We start from the raw sequence: 20,850 nt of genomic DNA on the forward strand, positions 1-20,850 counted from the left end.
TCAATCAGTAGTAGCAAAAATTAAGAAGCATTTCAATCAGTTCACCATGTCACTTTTATTTTGTGTTATACTGTCTTATAGATTTTTCTTGCCCTTGTATTTGCCCTTATCAGAGTGCATAAACACTGATGGGACGATATAACACAAGGGAAATAATAAGGGAAAGCTCACCTGCGACAAATCCAGTGTTTTCAAGGGGGTGCGAAGAATTTAATAATAAAATATAACAGTTATTAAATTTCTTAAAACAGGTGAAATCTCAATCGTAATTTGGAGGTAAAAAGCATGATGAAGCTCGATAATTTTATTAATATGATGACGGGACACTTTAATAACAAAGAGCAGTTTGATAATATGCAGAGAGAAGGGAAAACATATCCTTATGCAGAACACATTAATACAATCTGTAATGAGAAAATTTTAAACCTTCCTAAAGATTTTAATGGTAAATTTGTTGTTGAAGAAAGCTACTATGAGACAAATGGTAAACGCCATGCTTCCCCACATCTTTTCCTTATTACAGAGAAAGAAGACGGAATTGTGTTGTATTCTTATGAAATACCAGAAGGAGAAGATAAAAGTACGTTTTCATATGATTCTATGAAAAATGCTGACTACACTGAATTGAAAAAATCTGAAAAATTCACTCCGGCGCTCTATCATGAGAAAGATGGAATCTGGGAAGGAGGCAGTACAAGCCAGTTTTCACCGATAATGACATTTAAGCTTTGGGAAAAGTTTTCTGATAGTTGTCTGGAGGTATCTGAAAGCATGGAAGTTAATGGAAAGAAAACTTTTGGATATGATGAACCAATTATCTATAAGCGAGTATAATCCAAGAATGAAATATTGCGATAAATTCCAGTTTGTAGAATTCAAAAATTTAATATGAAATATGAGATAGAGCGTATGGAAATTAACTATACGTTCTATTTTTTGCCTTTTTTGAAAAAGTGATTAAAAAACTATTGACATTTTGTTACTGAAACAAAATAGTAATCATTCCTAATTTACATTGACATACTAACATGAAATATATATAATCCTTATTAAGAACAATTCCTAATAAGGAGAAATTATGAAAGTAAGAAGAAATACAATCCAAAAAGATTTAGTTTTAAGGGCTGTAAATGAAATGAAAAGACATGCAACTACAGAAGAAGTGTATGAATTCATTAAAAAAGAGCATCCGACAATTGGAAAAGGAACTGTTTATAGAAATTTAGGAATTTTAGTTGAAGAAGGAAAAATTAGAAAGGTTGAAGTTCCTGACGGACCGGATCGTTTTGATTTTACACTAAAGGATCATTATCATGTTAGATGTATTAAATGTGGTGATGTTTCTGATGTTGATATGGATGAGGTTAAAGATTTAACTGAGAAAATTAATAATGTTCATGGAATAAAGTTTCTGAGCCATGATATATTTTTTAAAGGAATTTGTTCGTTATGTTTAGAGAAAGAGGAGGATTGCGAGGAATAATTAAATACTATATAAATTAAGCTGTGAATTTTTTTATAGCAAAAGAAAACGATAAAAATAAAAAAGGTATTAGGAGAAAAATTATTATGAAAACTCAAATTGTTAATTCTAAAAAAGCAGTTATGATAGGATGTGGATTCGTAGGTTCAGCATCAGTATTTGCATTAATGCAGAGCGGATTATTTACAGAGATAGCTCTTATTGATGCAGATAAGGATAAAGCAGAGGGAGAGGCTATGGATATAAGTCATGGAATACCATTTGCCAGCCCGATGAGAATATATGCCGGTGATTATGACGATGTGGCAGATGCAGCTATTGTTATTATATCTGCAGGTGCAGGACAAAAGCCGGGAGAAACAAGAATTGACCTTGTAAATAAAAATGTTGCTATATTTAAGTCGATAATACCTGAAATAGCGAAAAGAAATTTTTCAGGAATATTGCTTATAGTGGCTAATCCTGTGGATATTTTAACTCAAGTGGCAATAAAGTTGTCAGGGCTTCCTGAAAACAGAGTAATTGGTTCAGGAACAGTCTTAGATAGCGCAAGATTAAGATATAAACTCGGCGAACATTTATCTGTAGACAGTCGAAGCGTTCATGCGTTTATCATAGGTGAACATGGTGATAGCGAGGTAGTAGCGTGGTCGTCAGCAAATGTTTCAGGAGTTCCTTTAAGTGAAATGTGCGAGATGAGAGGACACTATAAGCATAAGGAAAATACTGAAGAAATTGCAACAGAAGTAAAGAATAGTGCTTATGAAATAATAAATAAAAAACATGCTACATATTATGGAATAGCAATGTCTGTAAAACGAATATGTGAAGTTATTATGCGAGATGAAAAATCAATTATACCGGTATCACACATGATTCATGGTCAATATGAAATTGAAGGAGTTTCATTAAGTATGCCGGTTATTGTAGGTGCAGATGGTATTGAATCAGATGTACCAATAAATCTAAATGGAGAAGAGGCATTAAAACTTAAGGAGTCAGCTGATTCTTTAAAGAAAATAATAGATACGCTCGAATTATAAAAGTATGGTATTATAAAGTATACGATTTTAAATAAAGTATTAAAATTGGAGTGGAAAATATATGAAAAAAGTATCATATAAGTTGAAAATTATAATTACAATTATGATAGTATTTAGCTTAATAGTTTCATATGTAAATGTAATTTCTGCGGACAAAAAAATAGAAACAGTAGCTTACAAAAAAACACCAGTTGGAGCACATGGAAGATTAAATGTAAAAGGAACAAAATTAGTAGATCAATACGGAAAAGAAATTCAAATTCAAGGTGTTTCTACTCATGGAATCAATTGGGATGTTGGAAAGCCATATGTTAATTATCAGTCTTTTCAGAATTTGCGTGATGAATGGGGTGTAAATTGCATAAGAATAGCTATGTATACACAAGAATATAATGGTTATTGTGTTACCGATGAAAGAGAAAAAAAAGATTTACTTGAAACAATAGATTCAGCTATTAAATATGCTAAAAAATTAGGTATGTACATAATTATTGACTGGCATGTATTAAGTGATCAGAATCCTTTAAAATATAAAAAAGAGGCAAAAGAATTCTTTCGTTTAATGGCGAAAAAATATGGGAAGAATAAAAATGTAATGTTTGAAATTTGTAATGAACCAAATGGAAATACAACATGGAATGATATTAAAAAATATGCTAATCCAATAATAAAAGTTATAAGAAAATATGCAAAGAAATCTATTATTATAGTAGGTACACCGACATGGAGTCAGGATGTGGATGTGGCATCAATGTCTCCAATTAAAAATGGTAAAAATATCATGTATGCAATTCATTTTTATGCAGCAACACATCAGGATTACTATATGAATAAAGTAAAAAAAGCAATTTCAAATAAACTTCCTGTGATTTGTACAGAATTTAGTGGCTGTGAAGCCAATGGAAATGGAAACATAAATAAAAGTAGTCTTTATAAATGGTTAGATTACCTTAAAAGTAATGGAATAGGCTACTGTTGCTGGAGCTTAAGTAATAAGAATGAAAGCGCGTCATTGCTGAAAGCTGACTGTTATAAAAAATATGGATATACATATTCTGATTTATCAAAAATGGGAAAACTATTGGTTGAGTTTTATAAAAAATAAAGATAAAAAAACCTGTCATTTTACATTGTCAAAATGACAGGTTTTTGCTTTATTTAAGATAATATTTTATATGCTTTGTTTATAGTAACAAACTATTTAGTTTTTGCAGATTTTACATTAATCCATTTAGAATAACTAATTTTTCCATTAATGTAATTATAAGTACGAATGCGGATAAAATATTTCTTCTTGGATTTTAATTTTTTAATAGTAGTTTGCGAAATGTTTTTATTCTTTAAAAGAACTTTTTTCGTGTTTTTCTTAAATTTTTTATCAGTTGCAACTTGGATTTCATAGCCTTTTACATTTTTTACTTTATTCCATGTAATGGTAATGGATTTCTTAGCTGTTTTAATCCTGCTAATTTTTGCAGCTTTTGGTTTAACAACTTCGTTTGATGAGTTGTTAGAAGATGCTACAGTTTGTTTTGGTGATTCATTTGCCTTAGTAGTTTCTTTTGAGGAAAAACCATTGTTACCGGAATTTTCAGGGTTAACATTTGAATCAAATTTAGTAGTAGGTTGTTCAATATCAGTTACAGAAGGAATATCTGAACTAGTAGTTTCAACATCTGATACTTTAGTAGTAGTTTCGATATTCGATGTTTTAGTGGTAGTTTCAACATCCGATACTTTAGTAGTAGTTTCTTTGTCTGCCGATTTGGTGGTAGATTCAACTTCTGATGTTTCCGGTTCATCTGCAACTTTTAATACTTTAATCTGAGGACTCATATAATTAAGATCCGTATTATCACAGTTCTTGTGAATTCCAAAGAATTTTATAATATATTCCTCACCAGCTTTAAAAATGCATGGTGTAATATTTTCAACATTGTAGTTTGTTGAAACCAGTTCACCGTTATGATAAACATTATAATATGTTGAAATTCGGCAATTATCATCATGTGGTGTTACATTCATTTTCAAATTATAAGTGCCATTTGTTTCAGGAACAAACTTATAAAATTTATAGTAGCTCTTAGCATCATCTCTATAAAAACGAACCGTATCAGTCTGATCTAATCCGATTGAGTTAAGATTATATTTAAAACGCTCTTTATCATAAACAGAGAATGTTAATGCTTTGCTTCTACCATCAATATTAAAATATACATAATTATAACCTGAGGACCAGTCGTCCGGGTTCTCTATTGTAAGAGGATATACTGTATATTTGTCAGGAGCATCTGTTGTATATGAATCAGAAGCCTCATCATATGTATATTTAACAACAGTTCCATCGGCATAAGTTACATCAACGCTGTTAATATAATCCGGTAGTGAATATTTGTAAGAACCTGAAATATTGTCAATGCCATCCACAAGCACAGGATCAAGTCCTGTCTGATTCAAACTAAAAGAACTGATAATGGCAGGGTTCTTAAAATTAAAAGTCATATTAACAGTTTCATCTGATGCTTCGCTGTCACTATGAATTAAATAACAGTCAAAAGTATATTTCGTACCCTTTTCAAGATTCAGATTTCTATATTCATACAAAGTCTTGCCATTAGCAAGTTTTGTTGTTTGAGTTGGAAAGTCACGGTTAAGGGAATGATCAGTAGTATTAAAAGCTATAGTATCATTACAGGAATCAGAGTGACTGTCAACAGTTACAAACAAAGTATATGGTCCATCCTCAGGTGGAGTAAAACTCAAGTAACGTCTTAAAGGTGTATTTGGCTTAAGCTTAAGGGTTGAATCTCCGAAAAACATAAAACGGTCAAGCTGATCGTAAGTCTTAATAGTTACAGGAATTTCTTTTTCATAAGAACCCGCCCGAATAAGGAAAGTATTGTCGCTTCCAACAGTCCAATGATTTGTGCCCTGAGTGTCTACAGGGGTCAAATAATAACCGGTATAAGGACTGTAAGGGTCCTTTTCAGTAGTAGGATGAGAGTTGGCAGGAAATTCCATATCTCCATCATAGTAATGAATAGTATAAGACTTTATAAAATTCAAATAAGAATAATTATACTTAAAATAAGAGTGACCGAACTCATTAGTAATCATCTCTCCATTCTGATTTTCGATAAGATTAAATGGCTCATCAGGCTCAGTTAAATCAATACCGGTATTGCCTTCCATTCTAACAAACTTAATTTTTGATTGGGCAGTGGAAGCATCCTTTGAAGAATAGCTTGTGCCATGGGAATAAAAATTAATAATATAAGGAGTACTACTATTAGGGCGCATTGATGGAAGAACACTGTTCATATAAACATCAGGAACGTTTAAATAATCCAGTTCGTCATTGTTTTCATTCTGAAAATATCTGACTCTGGCATTAAGTACATTATTACCATTGTCATCAGTATCCATAAGACAACCTAACTTATATTGATGATAATCTTTCGTTGGATCATAATAATAAGAAACATCATATTCACCGGTAAAGTTAAACTAATCGTCCTTTTTTATTTCCCTAACAATATCGGCAATAATCAAGACGCTTGAATTGGCATGAAGGGTAAACCTAACAGTGAAAACCTGTCCCTTTTTAAGCTGATAATAGTCAATTCGAGTTCTGTCTCCAATACGATAATCTCTTGCGTAAGGTTTAATCTCGTTGCCATCAGCATCCTTGGCAACGCTCAGATTATTAAAACCTTCTATAGTCTTGATTCTTACGGAATACAAGCCATCTTCAGTTGCAGTAAAGGTCATATCCTTATCATTAGGTGTATCACTTGCACTGAAAAAATCTTTTTCTCCAAATACATAATCGTCTGTGTAATCATCTGACTCTGCTTTAACTTTTGCAGGTGAAAATGAAATAGAAGTTAATACTAATAAAAATGTAAGTAATAAACATAATAATTTCTTTGATTTTTTCATATTCTTTATCCTTTCTCTTTTGTTTGATTTTATATTAACATATTGGTATTTATGGGGCAATTATGATATGATAAATTATATATTGTATTATTTAAAAGATGGTTAGAATTGTAGGAATGAGTAGCACGGAACAATTCGTAGGCATCAAAGTTTGGAAATTTTGACCTCAACATCTATTTAAAAGTAATTATAAGAACTACCTATATAATTACACTAAGATTTCATATTTATAACCCCGGTATCTAAAAAAAACAACACCCTTATAAAAAAAAGAACATTATATATAAAAACGTTTCTTGATAAGATTAGATATGTATATGTTTATCTAGGAGGAAACAAAATGAACGAAGTTCAATTTTTATAAATGTTTCCGACGAATAGCCGCCGACCGAAGGACGGGGCAATACATATTATCTAGGGGAAACAAAATGAACAAAATTCATTTTTAATAAATGTTTCCGACGAATAGCCGCCGACCAAAGGGCGGGGGCAATACATATTATCCAGGAGGAAAAGATGAAAGGAAATTTTAAGAAAGGGATTTCAGTGGCACTAAGTTTAGCATTGACGGTAAGTTCATTTGCTTTGCCTGATACAGCAAAAAATGTTAATGCTGATAATTTGCCAACAACAAAGTTAGGAGTAGGAAGCATTGGAACAGGTTCAAATGAACCGGATGCAGCAAAACTTCCAAGAACTTCAACACAGGGAAAATACAGATTTACAACAGATAATTATAACAGTAAGCATAAGGCGCTGGATACAAATGACTGGGCAAGTAACTGGTTGTGGGATTTAGAAGGAGATAGGGACACAGACTCTACAAATGCATTATCAGGAACAGCCTATGCACTTCCATTATGCTATTTAATGAAAAAAGATGGTTTGCGTGTGACAAAACCGGCAATGACAAGCAGTAATACAAATGTAAGTGCTTACAATATTAAGGATAATGATACGTTATGTGATTTTAAAATTTCACCGGATTGGACATGCACAAACAACAATATAGATGAAGTAACTGACTGGTCATATAAGGCAGTTACAACAAATCCACAAAATGCGGGTCAGAAGATGTATACAACAATGACTCAGGGAAGTCCATTCGCTTTTATTGAAATGGAAAATACAAATACAATTTATTTGGAAAAATTACGTGTTACATTCCCAAGTGAAATTATTTATGAAGATACATATAATGGCTCAAAAATGGTTGTATTCAGAACGAATGATATTACAAGTTCAGTAAATGGATATCCAAGTGCAACATACCAATATTATGCAGTATTTTTACCGGAAAATACAACTGTTACACATATGGGAACAACAGACAAAACAAACAATGATAAAATAGGAAAATTAAAATTCACATTCCCATCAAACAACAAAGCTTATATGTCTGTTGCATGGTTATGTGAGAGCAGAAATATTGATAACAACATGGGTATTAAATATGCAAAAGAATATAGACCTTATGCATTTAATATTATTACAAATACAACAGCAGACTATTCTTATAATGAAAGCACGGGAAATGTTCAGACAAAATATACATATTCATTTTCAAAGAAAGCAGAAAGTACTGCTGATGGAACAATAATGGGAATTTTACCACATCAGTATAAGAATATGAGCAATGTTACATATATGGATAATAAAGCCATTACTTTGAGAGGTTATATGAAGTTCATAAAGGGCTCATCATATACTACAAATATGACATACAACGGTATTATTCCATATATGCCAAGTCTTTCAAGTGATGATTCACAAGGAAGAGAAGAATTACAGAAATATGTAAATGACTTCGTTAATAAATACATGACAGGAGCAGGAAATTGGACTCTTGCAAATGATGAAGGAAATGAAACATATTATCATGGAAAGAAATTAAATCGTTCTGCACAGGTTGTTGCAGCTGCTAAAGCAGTTGGAGATGAAGGAAATGCACAGAAAGTATTAAACGGACTTGAAAAGAACTTAGAAGACTGGTTTACATATTCAGGAAATAGTGACAAGCATTACTTTACATATTTAGGAGAAGGTGTTGGAGCTCTATTAGGATTCCAGTCATCATTTAATTCAGTTGACCAGTTTAATGATCATCATTTCCATTATGGATATTTTATTGAATCTGCAGCAAGCGTAGGTTTATACGATAGGGAATGGTTAAATAATTATAAAGATGTAGTAAAGCAGTTAATTTATGATATAGCTTGTCCATATAGAAATAATAAAGAATGTGTTGCAGATTGTGGAAATGCATATCCATATTTAAGAAGTTTTTCACCTTATGAAGGACATTCATGGGCATCAGGATATGAAGATGAGAGAACAGGTAATAACCAGGAATCAACATCTGAAGCAATAAATGCGTGGGCAGGAATTATATTATTTGGAGAACTTACAAATAATACAAAGATTAGAGATTTAGGTATTTATCTTTATACAACAGAATCAGAGGCAGCTGATGAATATTGGTTTGATAAAGACGAAGAAACATACAAAATTGATTCAACTAAGTTTGATGCTCCTATGGCATCAATGGTTTGGGGTGGAAAAGTTGACTATAGTACATGGTTTGGTCAGCAGTACACACAGGGAATACAGATTTGCCCAATTAATTCATGGTCATTTTATTTAGGAAAAAATGCAAATAAAATAACAGGAAAAGATTACATTAAAAAATATTACAATGCAGATAAAACTTATAAAAATGCCAAAGGTGGAAGCACTGAACATTGGAATGATATGTGGGCTGAATATTATGCAATAGCAGATCCTGATTACGCAATGAACACAGTATGGACAAAAAATGCAATAAATGATGGTGAATCACAGGCACATACTTATCATTTTATAAGAGCATTGCAGGATTATGGTACACCTGATTTGACATTTAAATCAAATAGTCCGACAGCTTCCGTGTTTAACAAAAACGGTGCATATACATATGTAGCATACAATGCTTCAAATACAGCAAAAACGGTAACATTTACAAGTAAAAGCGGACAGACAGTATCAATAAAAGCATCACCTAACACAATGACGACAGTAAATGCAAATGAAGTTAATAAATCTTCATATGTTGTAGAATATTATGGAAAAGATTTAAATTCAAATAATTATTCATTGTTAGGAAGTGAAGTGAAATACGCAGATGCAGGAGCAAATGTAACTGCAACAGAAAAGAATTTTACAGGATTTAAATTTGATAATTCAAATTCAAACAATATTAAACAGGGAACAGTAAATGCAAATGGAAGTCTTGTATTAAAAATGTACTACAACAGAGAAACATATAGCATTTCTTATGATTTAGTAGGAGGAGTTAAAAATAATACAGGATTATATCCGACAAGCTATATTTATGGACAGCAGATAACACTTGATACACCTAAAAGGGATGGATATGATTTTGCAGGATGGTATAAGGAAAGTACATACAACACAAAAGTGGACGCTATTTCATCAAAGGTAAATGGAAACATCACTTTATATGCAAAATGGATTCCGGCAGGAACAATTTCTGTAAATGAAGATATGTACCTTACATTTGATGCAAATGTTAATGGAACATTTACTATAGTAGGTGATAAAAAATACAATGCAGTTAGTGTGCTTTATAAGGTGGTAAATACAGAAAGTGAAGCAAAAGAATTAGCAGAAAGTAAAGCAGAAGTAGGATTTGTTTCATGGGGAATGGAAGCAACAGATACAGGTTGGAGTCATACAAGAAGCTTAAAAGGTGATGAAGGAAAATATATTGTATTTTATTTTATAAGATACGATGAAAATGGTGGTTATAAATCGGAATATGGCTATGGAAAAATACAAGCAAATGGAGGCAATATAGAGACAACAAAGGCACCTGAAACTACGACAACTAAAGTAGCTGAGACAACAACAAAGGCACCTGAGACAACAACTAAGATATCTGAAACGACTACTAAGGTTTTAGAAACAACAAAACCTGCAGCAGGTGATTCGAAATACGAATCATTAAATTATAAGGATATTGCTAACAATAATAATGGTGAATTTGATAAGGGATTGTTGGGCTGTAAATACGCAGTAATTAGTGGAGAAATAAATGCATGTTTATTCCAAAATAAAGGCTTTAGTGAATTGTATATGGCAGTAGGTGGAATGGGAGCAGGAAACTTTAAAGCTACCATAAATGGCCGCAATGTGACAAAAACACAAGGCACAGGAGTATTTATGAATCCGGCATCAGATTTTCTTACATATAAATATAATGTAGTTGAGATATCATCAGATGACGGAACTGCCACAGTAATTATTTTAAATCCAAATAAAACAGGAACATACAATCAAACGACACCTGAAACAACGACAAAGAGTCAGGAAACAACAACAAAGGCACCTGAAACAACGACAAAGAGTCAGGAAACAACAACAAAGGCACCTGAGACAACAACAAAGAAGCAGGAGCAGACAACAAAGGCGCCTGAGACAACAACTAAGATATCTGAAACGACTACTAAGGTTTTAGAAACAACAAAACCTGCAGCAGGTGATTCGAAATACGAATCATTAAATTATAAGGATATTGATAACAATAATAATGGTGAATTTGATAAAGGACTATTAGGTTGTAAATATGCATTGATTGAAGGTAAATTAAATGTGTGTCAGTTCCAAAATACAGGCTTTGGTGAATTATATATGGCAGTAGGTGGAATGGGAGCAGGAAACTTTAAAGCTACCATAAATGGCCGCAATGTGACAAAAACACAAGGCACAGGAGTATTTATAAATCCGGCATCAGATTATGTAACATATAAATATAATGTTGTTGAAATATCATCAGATGACGGAAAGGCTATAGTTATTATATTGAACCCAAATAAAACAGGAACATACAATCAAACGACATCTGAAACAACGACAAAGGCACCTGAGACAACAACAAAGAGTCAGGAAACAACAACAAAGGCACCTGAAACAACGACAAAGAGTCAGGAAACAACAACAAAGGCACCTGAGACAACAACAAAGAGTCAGGAAACAACAACAAAGGCACCTGAGACAACAACAAAGAAGCAGGAACAGACAACAAAGGCACCTGAAACTACGACAAAGAGTCAGGAAACAACAACAAAGGCACCTGAGACAACAACAAAGAGTCAGGAAACAACAACAAAGGCACCTGAGACAACAACAAAGAAGCAGGAACAGACAACAAAGGCACCTGAGACAACAACAAAGAGTCAGGAAACAACAACAAAGGCACCTGAGACAACAACAAAGAAGCAGGAACAGACAACAAAAGCCCCTGAGACAACAAAGAAGCAGGAACAGACAACAAAGGCACCTGAAACAACAACAAAGAAGCAGGAACAGACAACAAAGGCACCTGAAACAACAAAGAGTCAGCAGACAGACAATAACAACACAATTACAACGGATGCAAAAAATACAACAACTGCTGGAAATAGTGAAGGCATAAACGGAACATCAGCAGAAAAAACTGCTTTAGGACGAGCTGCATTTTCAAAGAAAATTAAAAAGAAGTTATCATTAAAGAAGATTAAAGTGTCAATTAAAAAAGTTGAAAATGCAACAGGATATGAAGTAAGAGTTGCAACATCAAAGAAATTTAAGAAAACACTTTATAAAAAGTCATATAAGAAAGTTGCATTTACTTTAAAAAGCAAAAAACTTGCAAATAAGAAAAAACTTTATATTAAAGTAAGAGCTTATGTGTTAGATGGAACAAATAAAATATATGGCAAGTGGTCAAAAGTTAAAAAAGTTAAAATTAAATAATTTTTAATAAGATAAAGAATCTCCGGCATATTTGTGCCGGAGATTTTTAGAGTATAGAAAAAAACTGAATAATGAGATACAATAAAAAGAAAATTGAAAGTGCCGGATGGGGAAGTGCCACATTTTATAAGAATTACATAGAATTAACAAGAAAAAAGGGCGTGACAAAGATAGCATATTATGTGTATGGAGAAGTTAGATTCCTCTCAATATATGATTATACGGAATTATCACCCCAAAAGATGAAACTTAGAACATCTAATAGAAGATTGAATTTCTCATTAGATTTAGTAAATTCAAAAGATAAATATTCTAAGGGAGTATATACATCAATAGCAAAAGTAAGTTCATAATTATCATCTAATGAAGATATTAATTATGATAAATTTAGTAAATATGAAAAAATGCTTACGCAGAGAAAGTTAAGTATAAACTTTTTATTTTATAATGATACATTTACTGAGAGTAATATGCCTAAAAAGACAAAAAACAGTTGGTACAAATTAACTGATTTCTATGAAAATATTATTTTCTAAAACTTTTTAGGTAAATTTTCTGCTCATCAGTAATCCGATAACTTTCAACAGCTTTTTGAATAGTTTTTCGATGAACCCATGGTGAAAGTTTGCGTTGCTCAATATAAGGGATAACTGTGTTCCACTGTTTAGCAAGAGCGGTTGCCATATACCATGCAATTATCATATTTACATAATATTCTTCAGATTTTACATTTGAAACAAGTTCTACATATTCCGGTTTAAAATCATCATCTAAATAAAGACTCATTAAAGCACCGATTCCATAACGGATAGTATAGGTATCTGAAGAATTAATCCATTTTTTTATTTCCACAAGTAATTCATCTTTATGTTTTGAAAAACATTTTGGTAAAGGTAAATCACATGTAGCCCAATTATTGATATAAGGAATAAATAACTTTACCTGTTTTATGCATTCGTCATAATCTTTTATTCCGGAAATTATCATCATATGAAGATTATTTTCCTCGTAATATGTATGTGGCAAATCTTTAATAAAAGATTTTGAATCTTCAGTTTTTGCATATTCTTTAGCAAATTTTCTTAATATAGGAGTACGAATGCCAATAATATTTTCTTTATTATAGCCTGGTATAAGCTTGCTATGAAAATCTCTATATTTTAAATCCTGTAATTCAAATAATTGTTTTTGTAGTGTATTCATATAAATCTCCACTTGAAAATATAAAAAAGTTTTATTTAAATATTGCTATCTATATTGCAGGAACTATTTCTACGGATATCTGGTCGAATTTGTTTTCCAAATCTTTAGTAATATGTTCCTGTATTGTTTTAAATTCTTTAATTTTTAAAGTATCAGATTTGCTTTTAACATATACTTCAATCCATGTTTTTCTTCCGGTTTGTGTTACATCAAGAAAATCTAAACTATAATCATAATTTTGAATATCTTCATTAACAACATCTCTTATTTCATCCATGACTTCCTTATCAGGAGAAAATAATACAAGTTCCTTTAAGGTCTTTATAATTTGAACTACGGGTTCTTTTACAAGGAATAAAGAAACTAAGATAGCTACAGTAGAATCAATGTAAGGAATAATAAATTTTAAAGTTGTGTTAGTAAGGAAAATCTGTAACAAAAATGCAACGGAAATTCCAAGAGTGCTTACAATATCTACTTTCCATAAATATAATTCAGACTGAATCATCATAGAAGAATAACTTCTGCTTAAGTGCTTTAATACCAAAAAAGTAAGCATACAGAAAAAACAAAGTGAAGATTCGTATGCTAAAACGCTGATAGCATTTACAGTATGACCACCATTAAGTAAAACTTTTACATTTGATGTAATCATATTAATAACTACTGCTAATAAAATTAAATATTTTATAAGAACAAGTAAAGATTCAATTTGAGAAAAACCATAAGGTTTCTTTTCAGATACCGGTTTATACAAAAATGGAACAAGTATAAACATTGGAAGTAAGAGTAACAAATCGAATAAGTCAAATATTCCATCGGCAATTACTGTTTTTGAACCAAGGAAAAATGCTGCAATTACTTCGACTACTGTAAAAATAATTGTTCCGGTAAGTGATAATCGTAAAATTTTGTTTTCCGTTTTATATTTTTTATCGTCCATGATAAATTGAAAAAATCCTTTCTAGTGATATGAATTGTGCCCAATTCTTATTAAAAAGTTCATAATTATGATAAAGTCTGGTATAATACTAGTGTCAATAGTATAAATAATAAAAAAAATACGGTAAAATAAACTACATTTCAAAATAAATAGAACAAAACATTAGTATAGTACAAGAGTAAAGAAGAGGAAAAGATGAAACGTAAAAAAACATTTAATATAGGAGAAGTGTCAAGGCTTTTTAATATTAGTGTAGATTCAATTCGTTATTATGAGAAAATAGGAATATTAGAGCCGACACGCAATGAGGGAAATAATTACAGAGTATATACTTTATCGGATATCAGACAACTTACAATGATAAGAGAATTGTTAGGACTTAATTTCTCGACTGAAAGAATTAAGGAATTTGACCGAAACCAAAATGTGGAAACTACAAAAATGCTTCTTTCAGAAGAACTTAATATAGTAAATAAAAATATAGTAGAATTATTTGAAAAGAAGGTAAGTATAGAAGCAAGAATAAAATCATTAGAAGAAAACATTAATCATACGGATTTGGGAAACATAAGGATAAAAGAGTTTGATGAAAGACAGTGTGTAATGATAAGTGAGTCGAATCTTGATGATGATGACGTAGATTATTATCTTGTAAAATATATGCAGTCCCATAAAAATAAAGTTGATACAATAGGAGCATGCGACTGTTATGTGTTGGATATATCAAAAATAAGTGAAGATGGAAATTCATTTGTAACAAAAGGTGTATTTTTCTATTCAGATACATTATTATATAATAGTAATTATTCTTTACCGGCAGGAAAATATTTATCGATATTTTATAAAGGGCCATCTACTAGAACGAAAGTGGCGGTAGACAGATTGATAGCTTACGCAAATGAGCATCATTTAAAAATTACAGGTGACCCGATAGAATTTTGCCATATTGATGATTATGAAACGTCGGTAGATGAAGAATGTTTAACAGAAATTCAAATTCCGGTTAAATAGTTTTAAAATACGAGGAAAGAAAAATGAAAAGAAAAAATAAACACGAAAAAGAAAAAAGTACAAAAAAAAGCGGGACTTGCAAAAACATATTTGGGTGCTAAATGTGTAAAGATTGTGGCAATAATTGTGATTATAGCGATTGTTATAAGTGGAGTTGCAATCGGAACAAAGACATTTTAGATAAGGCAACTAAAAATGCACAAAAAATTGTAAAAACTTTTTTTGAAAAAATTATGATTTAGATGAATACACAGTGAAGTATAAATAATTTACATATGAAAGGTTTGAAAATAATGCAAATGGAAAGCATGGATTCTAAAAGAAACAAATCAAAAGTTATTATAAGATACTATTATGACAGGGTATCCAGAGATGTGGGAAATTTTTTTAAATGGATTGCACTTGCTATTTTGACAGGTCTTGTTGTTGGTGGCGCAAGTAGCATATTTGCAGGGTGCATAAAATGGGTTACTGAATATAGAAATAATAATATATGGGTATTTATGATTTTACCGATCGTTGGTGTGGCAATAGTGTTTATGTATCAGATAATAGACCCACATGATGGTGGAACGAATCAGGTTTTGTCTACAATAAGGTCAAGGGGAGATGTTCCACTAAAGGCTGCACCACTTATATTTGTGTCAACGCTATTAACCCATCTTACAGGAGGGTCGGCAGGAAGAGAAGGTGCTTCTATTCAATTTGGTGGAAGTATCGGAAACTGGCTTGGCAAATTAGTAAAACTTGATGAATTTGATCATCATGTAATGATTATGTGTGGTATGAGTGCCGCATTCGCAGCGGTATTTGGAACACCGATGGCTGCGGCAGTATTTGCAATGGAAGTTGTAAGCGTTGGAGTTATGTATTATGCCGCATTACTTCCGTGCGTCGTGGCGTCAATTATTGCAGCGGAATTTGCTACAGGTATGGGAATTGATCCTGAGACATTTAGCGTTACAAGAATACCTGCCTTAACTGTTGAAACTGGCTTTAAAATGGCAATTATATCGGTAGGATGTGCAATGGTCAGTATAATGTTTTGTATTGCACTTAAATTTGTAGCTAAAATTTATGGGAAATACCTTAAAAATTTATATGCAAGAGTTTTTGTGGCAGGCTGTGTAGTTATTGCGATAACAATGATTTTAAATACAAAAGACTACATGGGAGCAGGTAATGAGTTGATAGCAAGAGCAATAGAAACAGGACAGGCAAGACCATTAGACTTTTTATGGAAAATGATTTTGACGGCAGTAACAATGAGAGCAGGCTATCGAGGTGGTGAAATTGTTCCGGCATTTAGTGTGGGTGCAACATTTGGATGTGTGGCAGGACAGCTTTTAGGATTTCAGCCTGAACTTGCAGCAGCAGCAGGCATGGTTGCTTTATTTTGTGGAGTTACCAATTGTCCTATTACATCTATGCTTATATCCTTTGAACTGTTTGGATTTTCAGGTGTGGCATATTACCTGATTGCCATTTCAATAAGTTATTCGTTGTCAGGTTATTATAGTTTATACAAAGATCAGACAATTGTATATTCCAAATATAAGGCAAAATATATTAACAAAAGGACAAGATAAATTAACAAATGCATATACTTTCAATAATTAACTGAGGACTTTATATTGTTAACAAAGGAAAAACAAGGCGATTTCAGTTGAATTTGGAAAGAAAATATGTATAATATTACATTAGGGAACCTGGTTTATTTATAGTAAATGAAATATTTATTGTTTTATAAGTTAGTAAAAGCTTTTATATAAGGCAATTACAGACAGGTTTTCTGTGATGATGATATAAGAATCTGTATAAAGCAGAGTTTCTTTATATACTATTATGAAAGAAAAGAGGTTTAAATTAAGATGGCAGAAATCAATTTAAGCAAGTATGGTATCACAGGTACAACAGAAATCGTGTACAATCCTTCATATGAATTATTATTTGAAGAAGAAACAAAACCAGAACTTGAAGGTTATGAAAAAGGACAGGAAAGCGAACTTGGTGCTGTTAACGTTATGACTGGTATTTATACAGGTCGTTCACCAAAAGATAAATTTATCGTTGAAGATGAAAATTCAAAAGATACAGTATGGTGGACAACAGATGAATACAAGAATGATAACCACAAAGCAAGCAAGGAAGCTTGGGCTGCTGTAAAGGATATTGCTATTAAAGAACTTTCAAACAAGAAGCTTTATGTAGTAGATGCTTTCTGTGGAGCAAACAAAGACACACGTATGGCAATCCGTTTCATCGTTGAAGTTGCTTGGCAGGCTCATTTCGTAACAAATATGTTTATTAAACCAACAGCTGAAGAACTTGAAAACTTCGAACCTGATTTCGTTGTTTACAATGCTTCAAAGGCTAAAGTTGAAAATTATAAAGAATTAGGACTTAACTCAGAAACAGCAGTTGTGTTCAACATCACAAGCCGTGAACAGGTTATCGTTAATACATGGTACGGCGGAGAAATGAAGAAGGGTATGTTCTCAATGATGAACTACTTCCTTCCACTTAAGGGAATTGCATCAATGCACTGCTCAGCTAACACTGATTTAAACGGTGAAAACACAGCAATCTTCTTCGGTCTTTCAGGAACAGGTAAGACAACACTTTCAACAGATCCTAAGCGTTTACTTATCGGTGATGATGAACATGGTTGGGATGACAACGGCGTATTCAACTTTGAAGGTGGATGCTACGCTAAGGTTATCAACTTAGATAAAGAATCAGAACCAGATATCTACAATGCAATCAGACGTGACGCTCTTCTTGAGAACGTAACACTTGATGCTGAAGGAAAGATTGATTTTGCAGATAAGAGTGTAACAGAAAATACTCGTGTATCTTACCCAATCAATCATATCAAAAACATTGTAAGACCTATTTCATCTGCACCGGCAGCTAAGAACGTTATCTTCTTATCAGCAGATGCATTTGGAGTATTACCACCAGTATCAATCCTTACAGAAGCTCAGACACAGTACTACTTCTTATCAGGATTTACAGCAAAACTTGCTGGTACAGAACGTGGAATTACAGAACCTACACCAACATTCTCAGCATGTTTCGGACAGGCTTTCTTAGAGCTTCATCCAACAAAATACGCTGAAGAATTAGTTAAGAAGATGGAAAAGAATGGAGCTAAGGCTTACTTAGTTAACACAGGATGGAATGGTACAGGAAAGCGTATCTCAATTAAGGATACACGTGGTATCATCGATGCTATCTTAAATGGTGACATCTTAAATGCACCAACAAAGAAGATTCCATTCTTCAACTTTGAAGTTCCAACAGAACTTACAGGTGTTGATACAAAAATCCTTGATCCTAGAGATACTTACGCTGATGCTTCAGAATGGGAAGTTAAGGCTAAGGACTTAGCAGAAAGATTCATCAAGAACTTTGCTAAGTATGAAGGAAATGAAGCTGGTAAGGCTTTAGTTTCAGCAGGACCACAGATTTAATATTTAATTTATTAGAATGTAATGCGAAAGCATAAATTAATATAAGAATGTTTTATATTCAAAGAAAGCCAGGTGCTTATTGCACCTGGTTTTTATTGTATAGGGCAAGACCATGTTTACAAAGGCGAGTTTTTTTTGATGAAAAAACGAGGCTTTAATTTTTTGACCATAATCCTTTGATATGGTATTATATAAAAGATTGAATTTAATAATGTAATTGATTAAAGTGATTTTTATGGTTTATAAATAAATTGATTATATCTATAGAAAATAACAAGTGAAATTAAAAAATATACTTAAAGAACAATTACATATAAAATTCTTTGATACTAAGGAAAGAGGATTAAGTAAATGCTAGCACTAATTAAAGAAATTAACAGCGCAGTTAATAACTTTATATGGGGTGTTCCTGCAATGACTTGCATTATAGGCGTAGGTCTTGTATTAAGTATTAGAACGGGATTTCTGCAAATAAGGAAGTTTCCATATGCAATGAAAGTTACGATTGGCCGTATGTTTAAAAAGAAAGAAGCGGCAGACGGAGCAATGACACCGTTTCAGGCAGTTTGTACAGCACTGGCTGCAACAGTGGGAACAGGAAATATAGCAGGCGTTGCCGGAGCGATTGCAATAGGTGGACCAGGTGCAGTTTTTTGGATGTGGATTTCAGCAATCTTAGGAATGTGCACAAAATTTTCTGAAGTAACATTAGCAGTTCATTTTAGAGAAACAAATGAAAAGGGTGAACTGGTTGGCGGACCAATGTATTACATAAAAAATGGTTTGAAAAAACATTGGCATTGGCTTGCGTACTTGTTCTCTATATTTGGTGTTTTAACTGTATTTGGAACAGGAAATGCAACTCAGGTTAATACAATTACAACTGCCATAGATTCAGCATTATTTAATTATGGAATTATTTCAAAAGATAGTGCATCTACAGTAAATCTAATTATAGGAATAGTACTTGCAGTATTATTATCGTTAATTTTATTAGGTGGAATAAAAAGAATTGGACAGGTTACAGAAAAACTGGTTCCATTTATGGCGGTAATTTATATTGTATTTGCATTAGGAGTTGTTGCTCTTAATTTTCAGAATATACCACATGTGTTTGCTTCTATTTTTAAAGGAGCATTTTCACCGGCATCAGTTACAGGTGGTGCTGTAGGAAGTTTCTTTATGAGCATGAAAAAAGGTGTATCGAGAGGAATTTTTTCAAATGAAGCAGGACTTGGTACAGGTTCAATAGCACATGCATGTGCAGATACAAGAAAACCTGTTAAGCAGGGATTGTTTGGAATATTTGAAGTATTTGTTGATACAATTGTAATATGTACACTTACAGCACTTGTCATTTTATGTAGTGAAATTCCGGTAAATTATGGAAGTGCCGCAGGAGCAGAGCTTACAATCTTAGGATTTACATCGACATATGGAACTTGGATTTCTATATTTACGGCAGTTGCAATGTGCTGTTTTGCATTTTCAACTATTATCGGATGGGGATTATATGGTTCAAGATGTATAGAATTTTTGTTGGGACCAAAGGTAAACAAGCCATTTATGCTTGTCTATTCATTGGTTGCAATAGTTGGAGCGACAATGGATTTAGGACTTATGTGGAGCATTGCTGAAACATTTAACGGACTGATGGCAATTCCAAACCTTATAGCAGTATTCCTGTTGTCAGGAGTTGTAGTTAAACTTGTAAAAGAATATTTTGCAGATGAAGGAAAAGAATAAGATAGTTATAATATCTGGTAATAGATAGATAAGAAGATGAAGAGACATGTAAAGTGTTTCTTCATTTTCATAAAAATAAAAAGGTTCTAAACCTTACCCCCAAGTAAAGTTTAGAACCTTTTTTTATGCGAAAATATTTTATCATAGGTAGATTTAAAGTAATACGTAAAAAGTAATACGTAAAAAGTAATACGTAAAAAGTAATACGTA

The 20,850-nt window shown here is 32.3% G+C and carries 14 protein-coding genes; 10 read left to right on the forward strand and 4 right to left on the reverse strand.

The features are described from left to right. The first annotated feature begins 285 nt into the window (after positions 1 to 285). The 4 genes from N5B56_RS03255 to N5B56_RS03270 all read left to right on the forward strand — a co-directional run bounded on the left by N5B56_RS03255 (position 286) and on the right by N5B56_RS03270 (position 3,631). On the forward strand, positions 286 to 834 hold the full coding sequence (locus tag N5B56_RS03255; RefSeq protein ID WP_117908601.1) for a hypothetical protein: 549 nt from the start codon (positions 286 to 288) through the stop codon (positions 832 to 834). A gap of 244 nt (positions 835 to 1,078) precedes the next feature. Next, positions 1,079 to 1,483 carry a Fur family transcriptional regulator gene (locus N5B56_RS03260; protein WP_022089624.1) on the forward strand — a complete coding sequence of 135 codons (405 nt, stop codon included), beginning with the start codon at positions 1,079 to 1,081 and terminating at the stop codon, positions 1,481 to 1,483. Between the two features lie 86 nt (positions 1,484 to 1,569). Continuing rightward, on the forward strand, positions 1,570 to 2,526 hold the full coding sequence (locus N5B56_RS03265; RefSeq protein WP_117908603.1) for an L-lactate dehydrogenase: 957 nt from the start codon (positions 1,570 to 1,572) through the stop codon (positions 2,524 to 2,526). Between the two features lie 61 nt (positions 2,527 to 2,587). Continuing rightward, on the forward strand, positions 2,588 to 3,631 hold the full coding sequence (locus N5B56_RS03270) for a glycoside hydrolase family 5 protein (protein ID WP_260978374.1): 1,044 nt from the start codon (positions 2,588 to 2,590) through the stop codon (positions 3,629 to 3,631). A 92-nt stretch (positions 3,632 to 3,723) separates the two neighbouring features. Here the strand turns inward: N5B56_RS03270 and N5B56_RS03275 are convergent, their stop codons facing one another. Beyond that, positions 3,724 to 5,952, reverse strand: a complete 2,229-nt coding sequence (locus tag N5B56_RS03275) for a fibronectin type III domain-containing protein (RefSeq protein ID WP_260978375.1) — start codon at positions 5,950 to 5,952, stop codon at positions 3,724 to 3,726. Positions 5,953 to 6,033: 81 nt separating this feature from the next. Next, positions 6,034 to 6,468 carry a hypothetical protein gene (locus N5B56_RS03280; RefSeq protein ID WP_260978376.1) on the reverse strand — a complete coding sequence of 145 codons (435 nt, stop codon included), beginning with the start codon at positions 6,466 to 6,468 and terminating at the stop codon, positions 6,034 to 6,036. A 516-nt stretch (positions 6,469 to 6,984) separates the two neighbouring features. Here N5B56_RS03280 and N5B56_RS03285 point away from each other — a divergent pair. Both N5B56_RS03285 and N5B56_RS03290 read left to right on the forward strand, forming a co-directional pair. Then, entirely contained in the window at positions 6,985 to 12,261 is a 5,277-nt protein-coding gene (locus N5B56_RS03285) for a glycosyl hydrolase (RefSeq protein ID WP_260978377.1), read from the forward strand. Positions 12,262 to 12,332: 71 nt separating this feature from the next. Further along, positions 12,333 to 12,614, forward strand: coding sequence for a hypothetical protein (locus tag N5B56_RS03290; RefSeq protein ID WP_260978378.1), 282 nt, complete (start codon positions 12,333 to 12,335; stop codon positions 12,612 to 12,614). Positions 12,615 to 12,786: 172 nt separating this feature from the next. Here N5B56_RS03290 and N5B56_RS03295 read toward each other — a convergent pair whose 3' ends face one another. Then, positions 12,787 to 13,464: a DNA alkylation repair protein gene (locus tag N5B56_RS03295; RefSeq protein WP_260978379.1), complete on the reverse strand. Its 678-nt coding sequence runs from the start codon at positions 13,462 to 13,464 to the stop codon at positions 12,787 to 12,789. A gap of 49 nt (positions 13,465 to 13,513) precedes the next feature. Further along, complete coding sequence (locus tag N5B56_RS03300) at positions 13,514 to 14,407, reverse strand: cation diffusion facilitator family transporter (protein ID WP_022089633.1); 894 nt, start codon at positions 14,405 to 14,407, stop codon at positions 13,514 to 13,516. 195 nt (positions 14,408 to 14,602) lie between these two features. Between N5B56_RS03300 and N5B56_RS03305 the strand changes: the two genes are divergently transcribed. The 4 genes from N5B56_RS03305 to N5B56_RS03320 all read left to right on the forward strand — a co-directional run bounded on the left by N5B56_RS03305 (position 14,603) and on the right by N5B56_RS03320 (position 20,640). Further along, positions 14,603 to 15,418, forward strand: coding sequence for a MerR family transcriptional regulator (locus N5B56_RS03305; RefSeq protein WP_022089634.1), 816 nt, complete (start codon positions 14,603 to 14,605; stop codon positions 15,416 to 15,418). A 308-nt stretch (positions 15,419 to 15,726) separates the two neighbouring features. Next, on the forward strand, positions 15,727 to 17,007 hold the full coding sequence (locus tag N5B56_RS03310; RefSeq protein WP_346432186.1) for a chloride channel protein: 1,281 nt from the start codon (positions 15,727 to 15,729) through the stop codon (positions 17,005 to 17,007). A 282-nt stretch (positions 17,008 to 17,289) separates the two neighbouring features. Continuing rightward, on the forward strand, positions 17,290 to 18,894 hold the full coding sequence (pckA, locus tag N5B56_RS03315; RefSeq protein ID WP_117908617.1) for a phosphoenolpyruvate carboxykinase (ATP): 1,605 nt from the start codon (positions 17,290 to 17,292) through the stop codon (positions 18,892 to 18,894). A gap of 351 nt (positions 18,895 to 19,245) precedes the next feature. Continuing rightward, a complete protein-coding gene (locus N5B56_RS03320; RefSeq protein ID WP_117908619.1) occupies positions 19,246 to 20,640 on the forward strand; it encodes an alanine/glycine:cation symporter family protein in 1,395 nt (464 codons plus the stop codon). Positions 20,641 to 20,850 lie beyond the last annotated feature (210 nt).

This window comes from Eubacterium album, assembly GCF_025336545.1.
Lineage (GTDB): Bacteria > Bacillota > Clostridia > Lachnospirales > Lachnospiraceae > Eubacterium_U > Eubacterium_U album.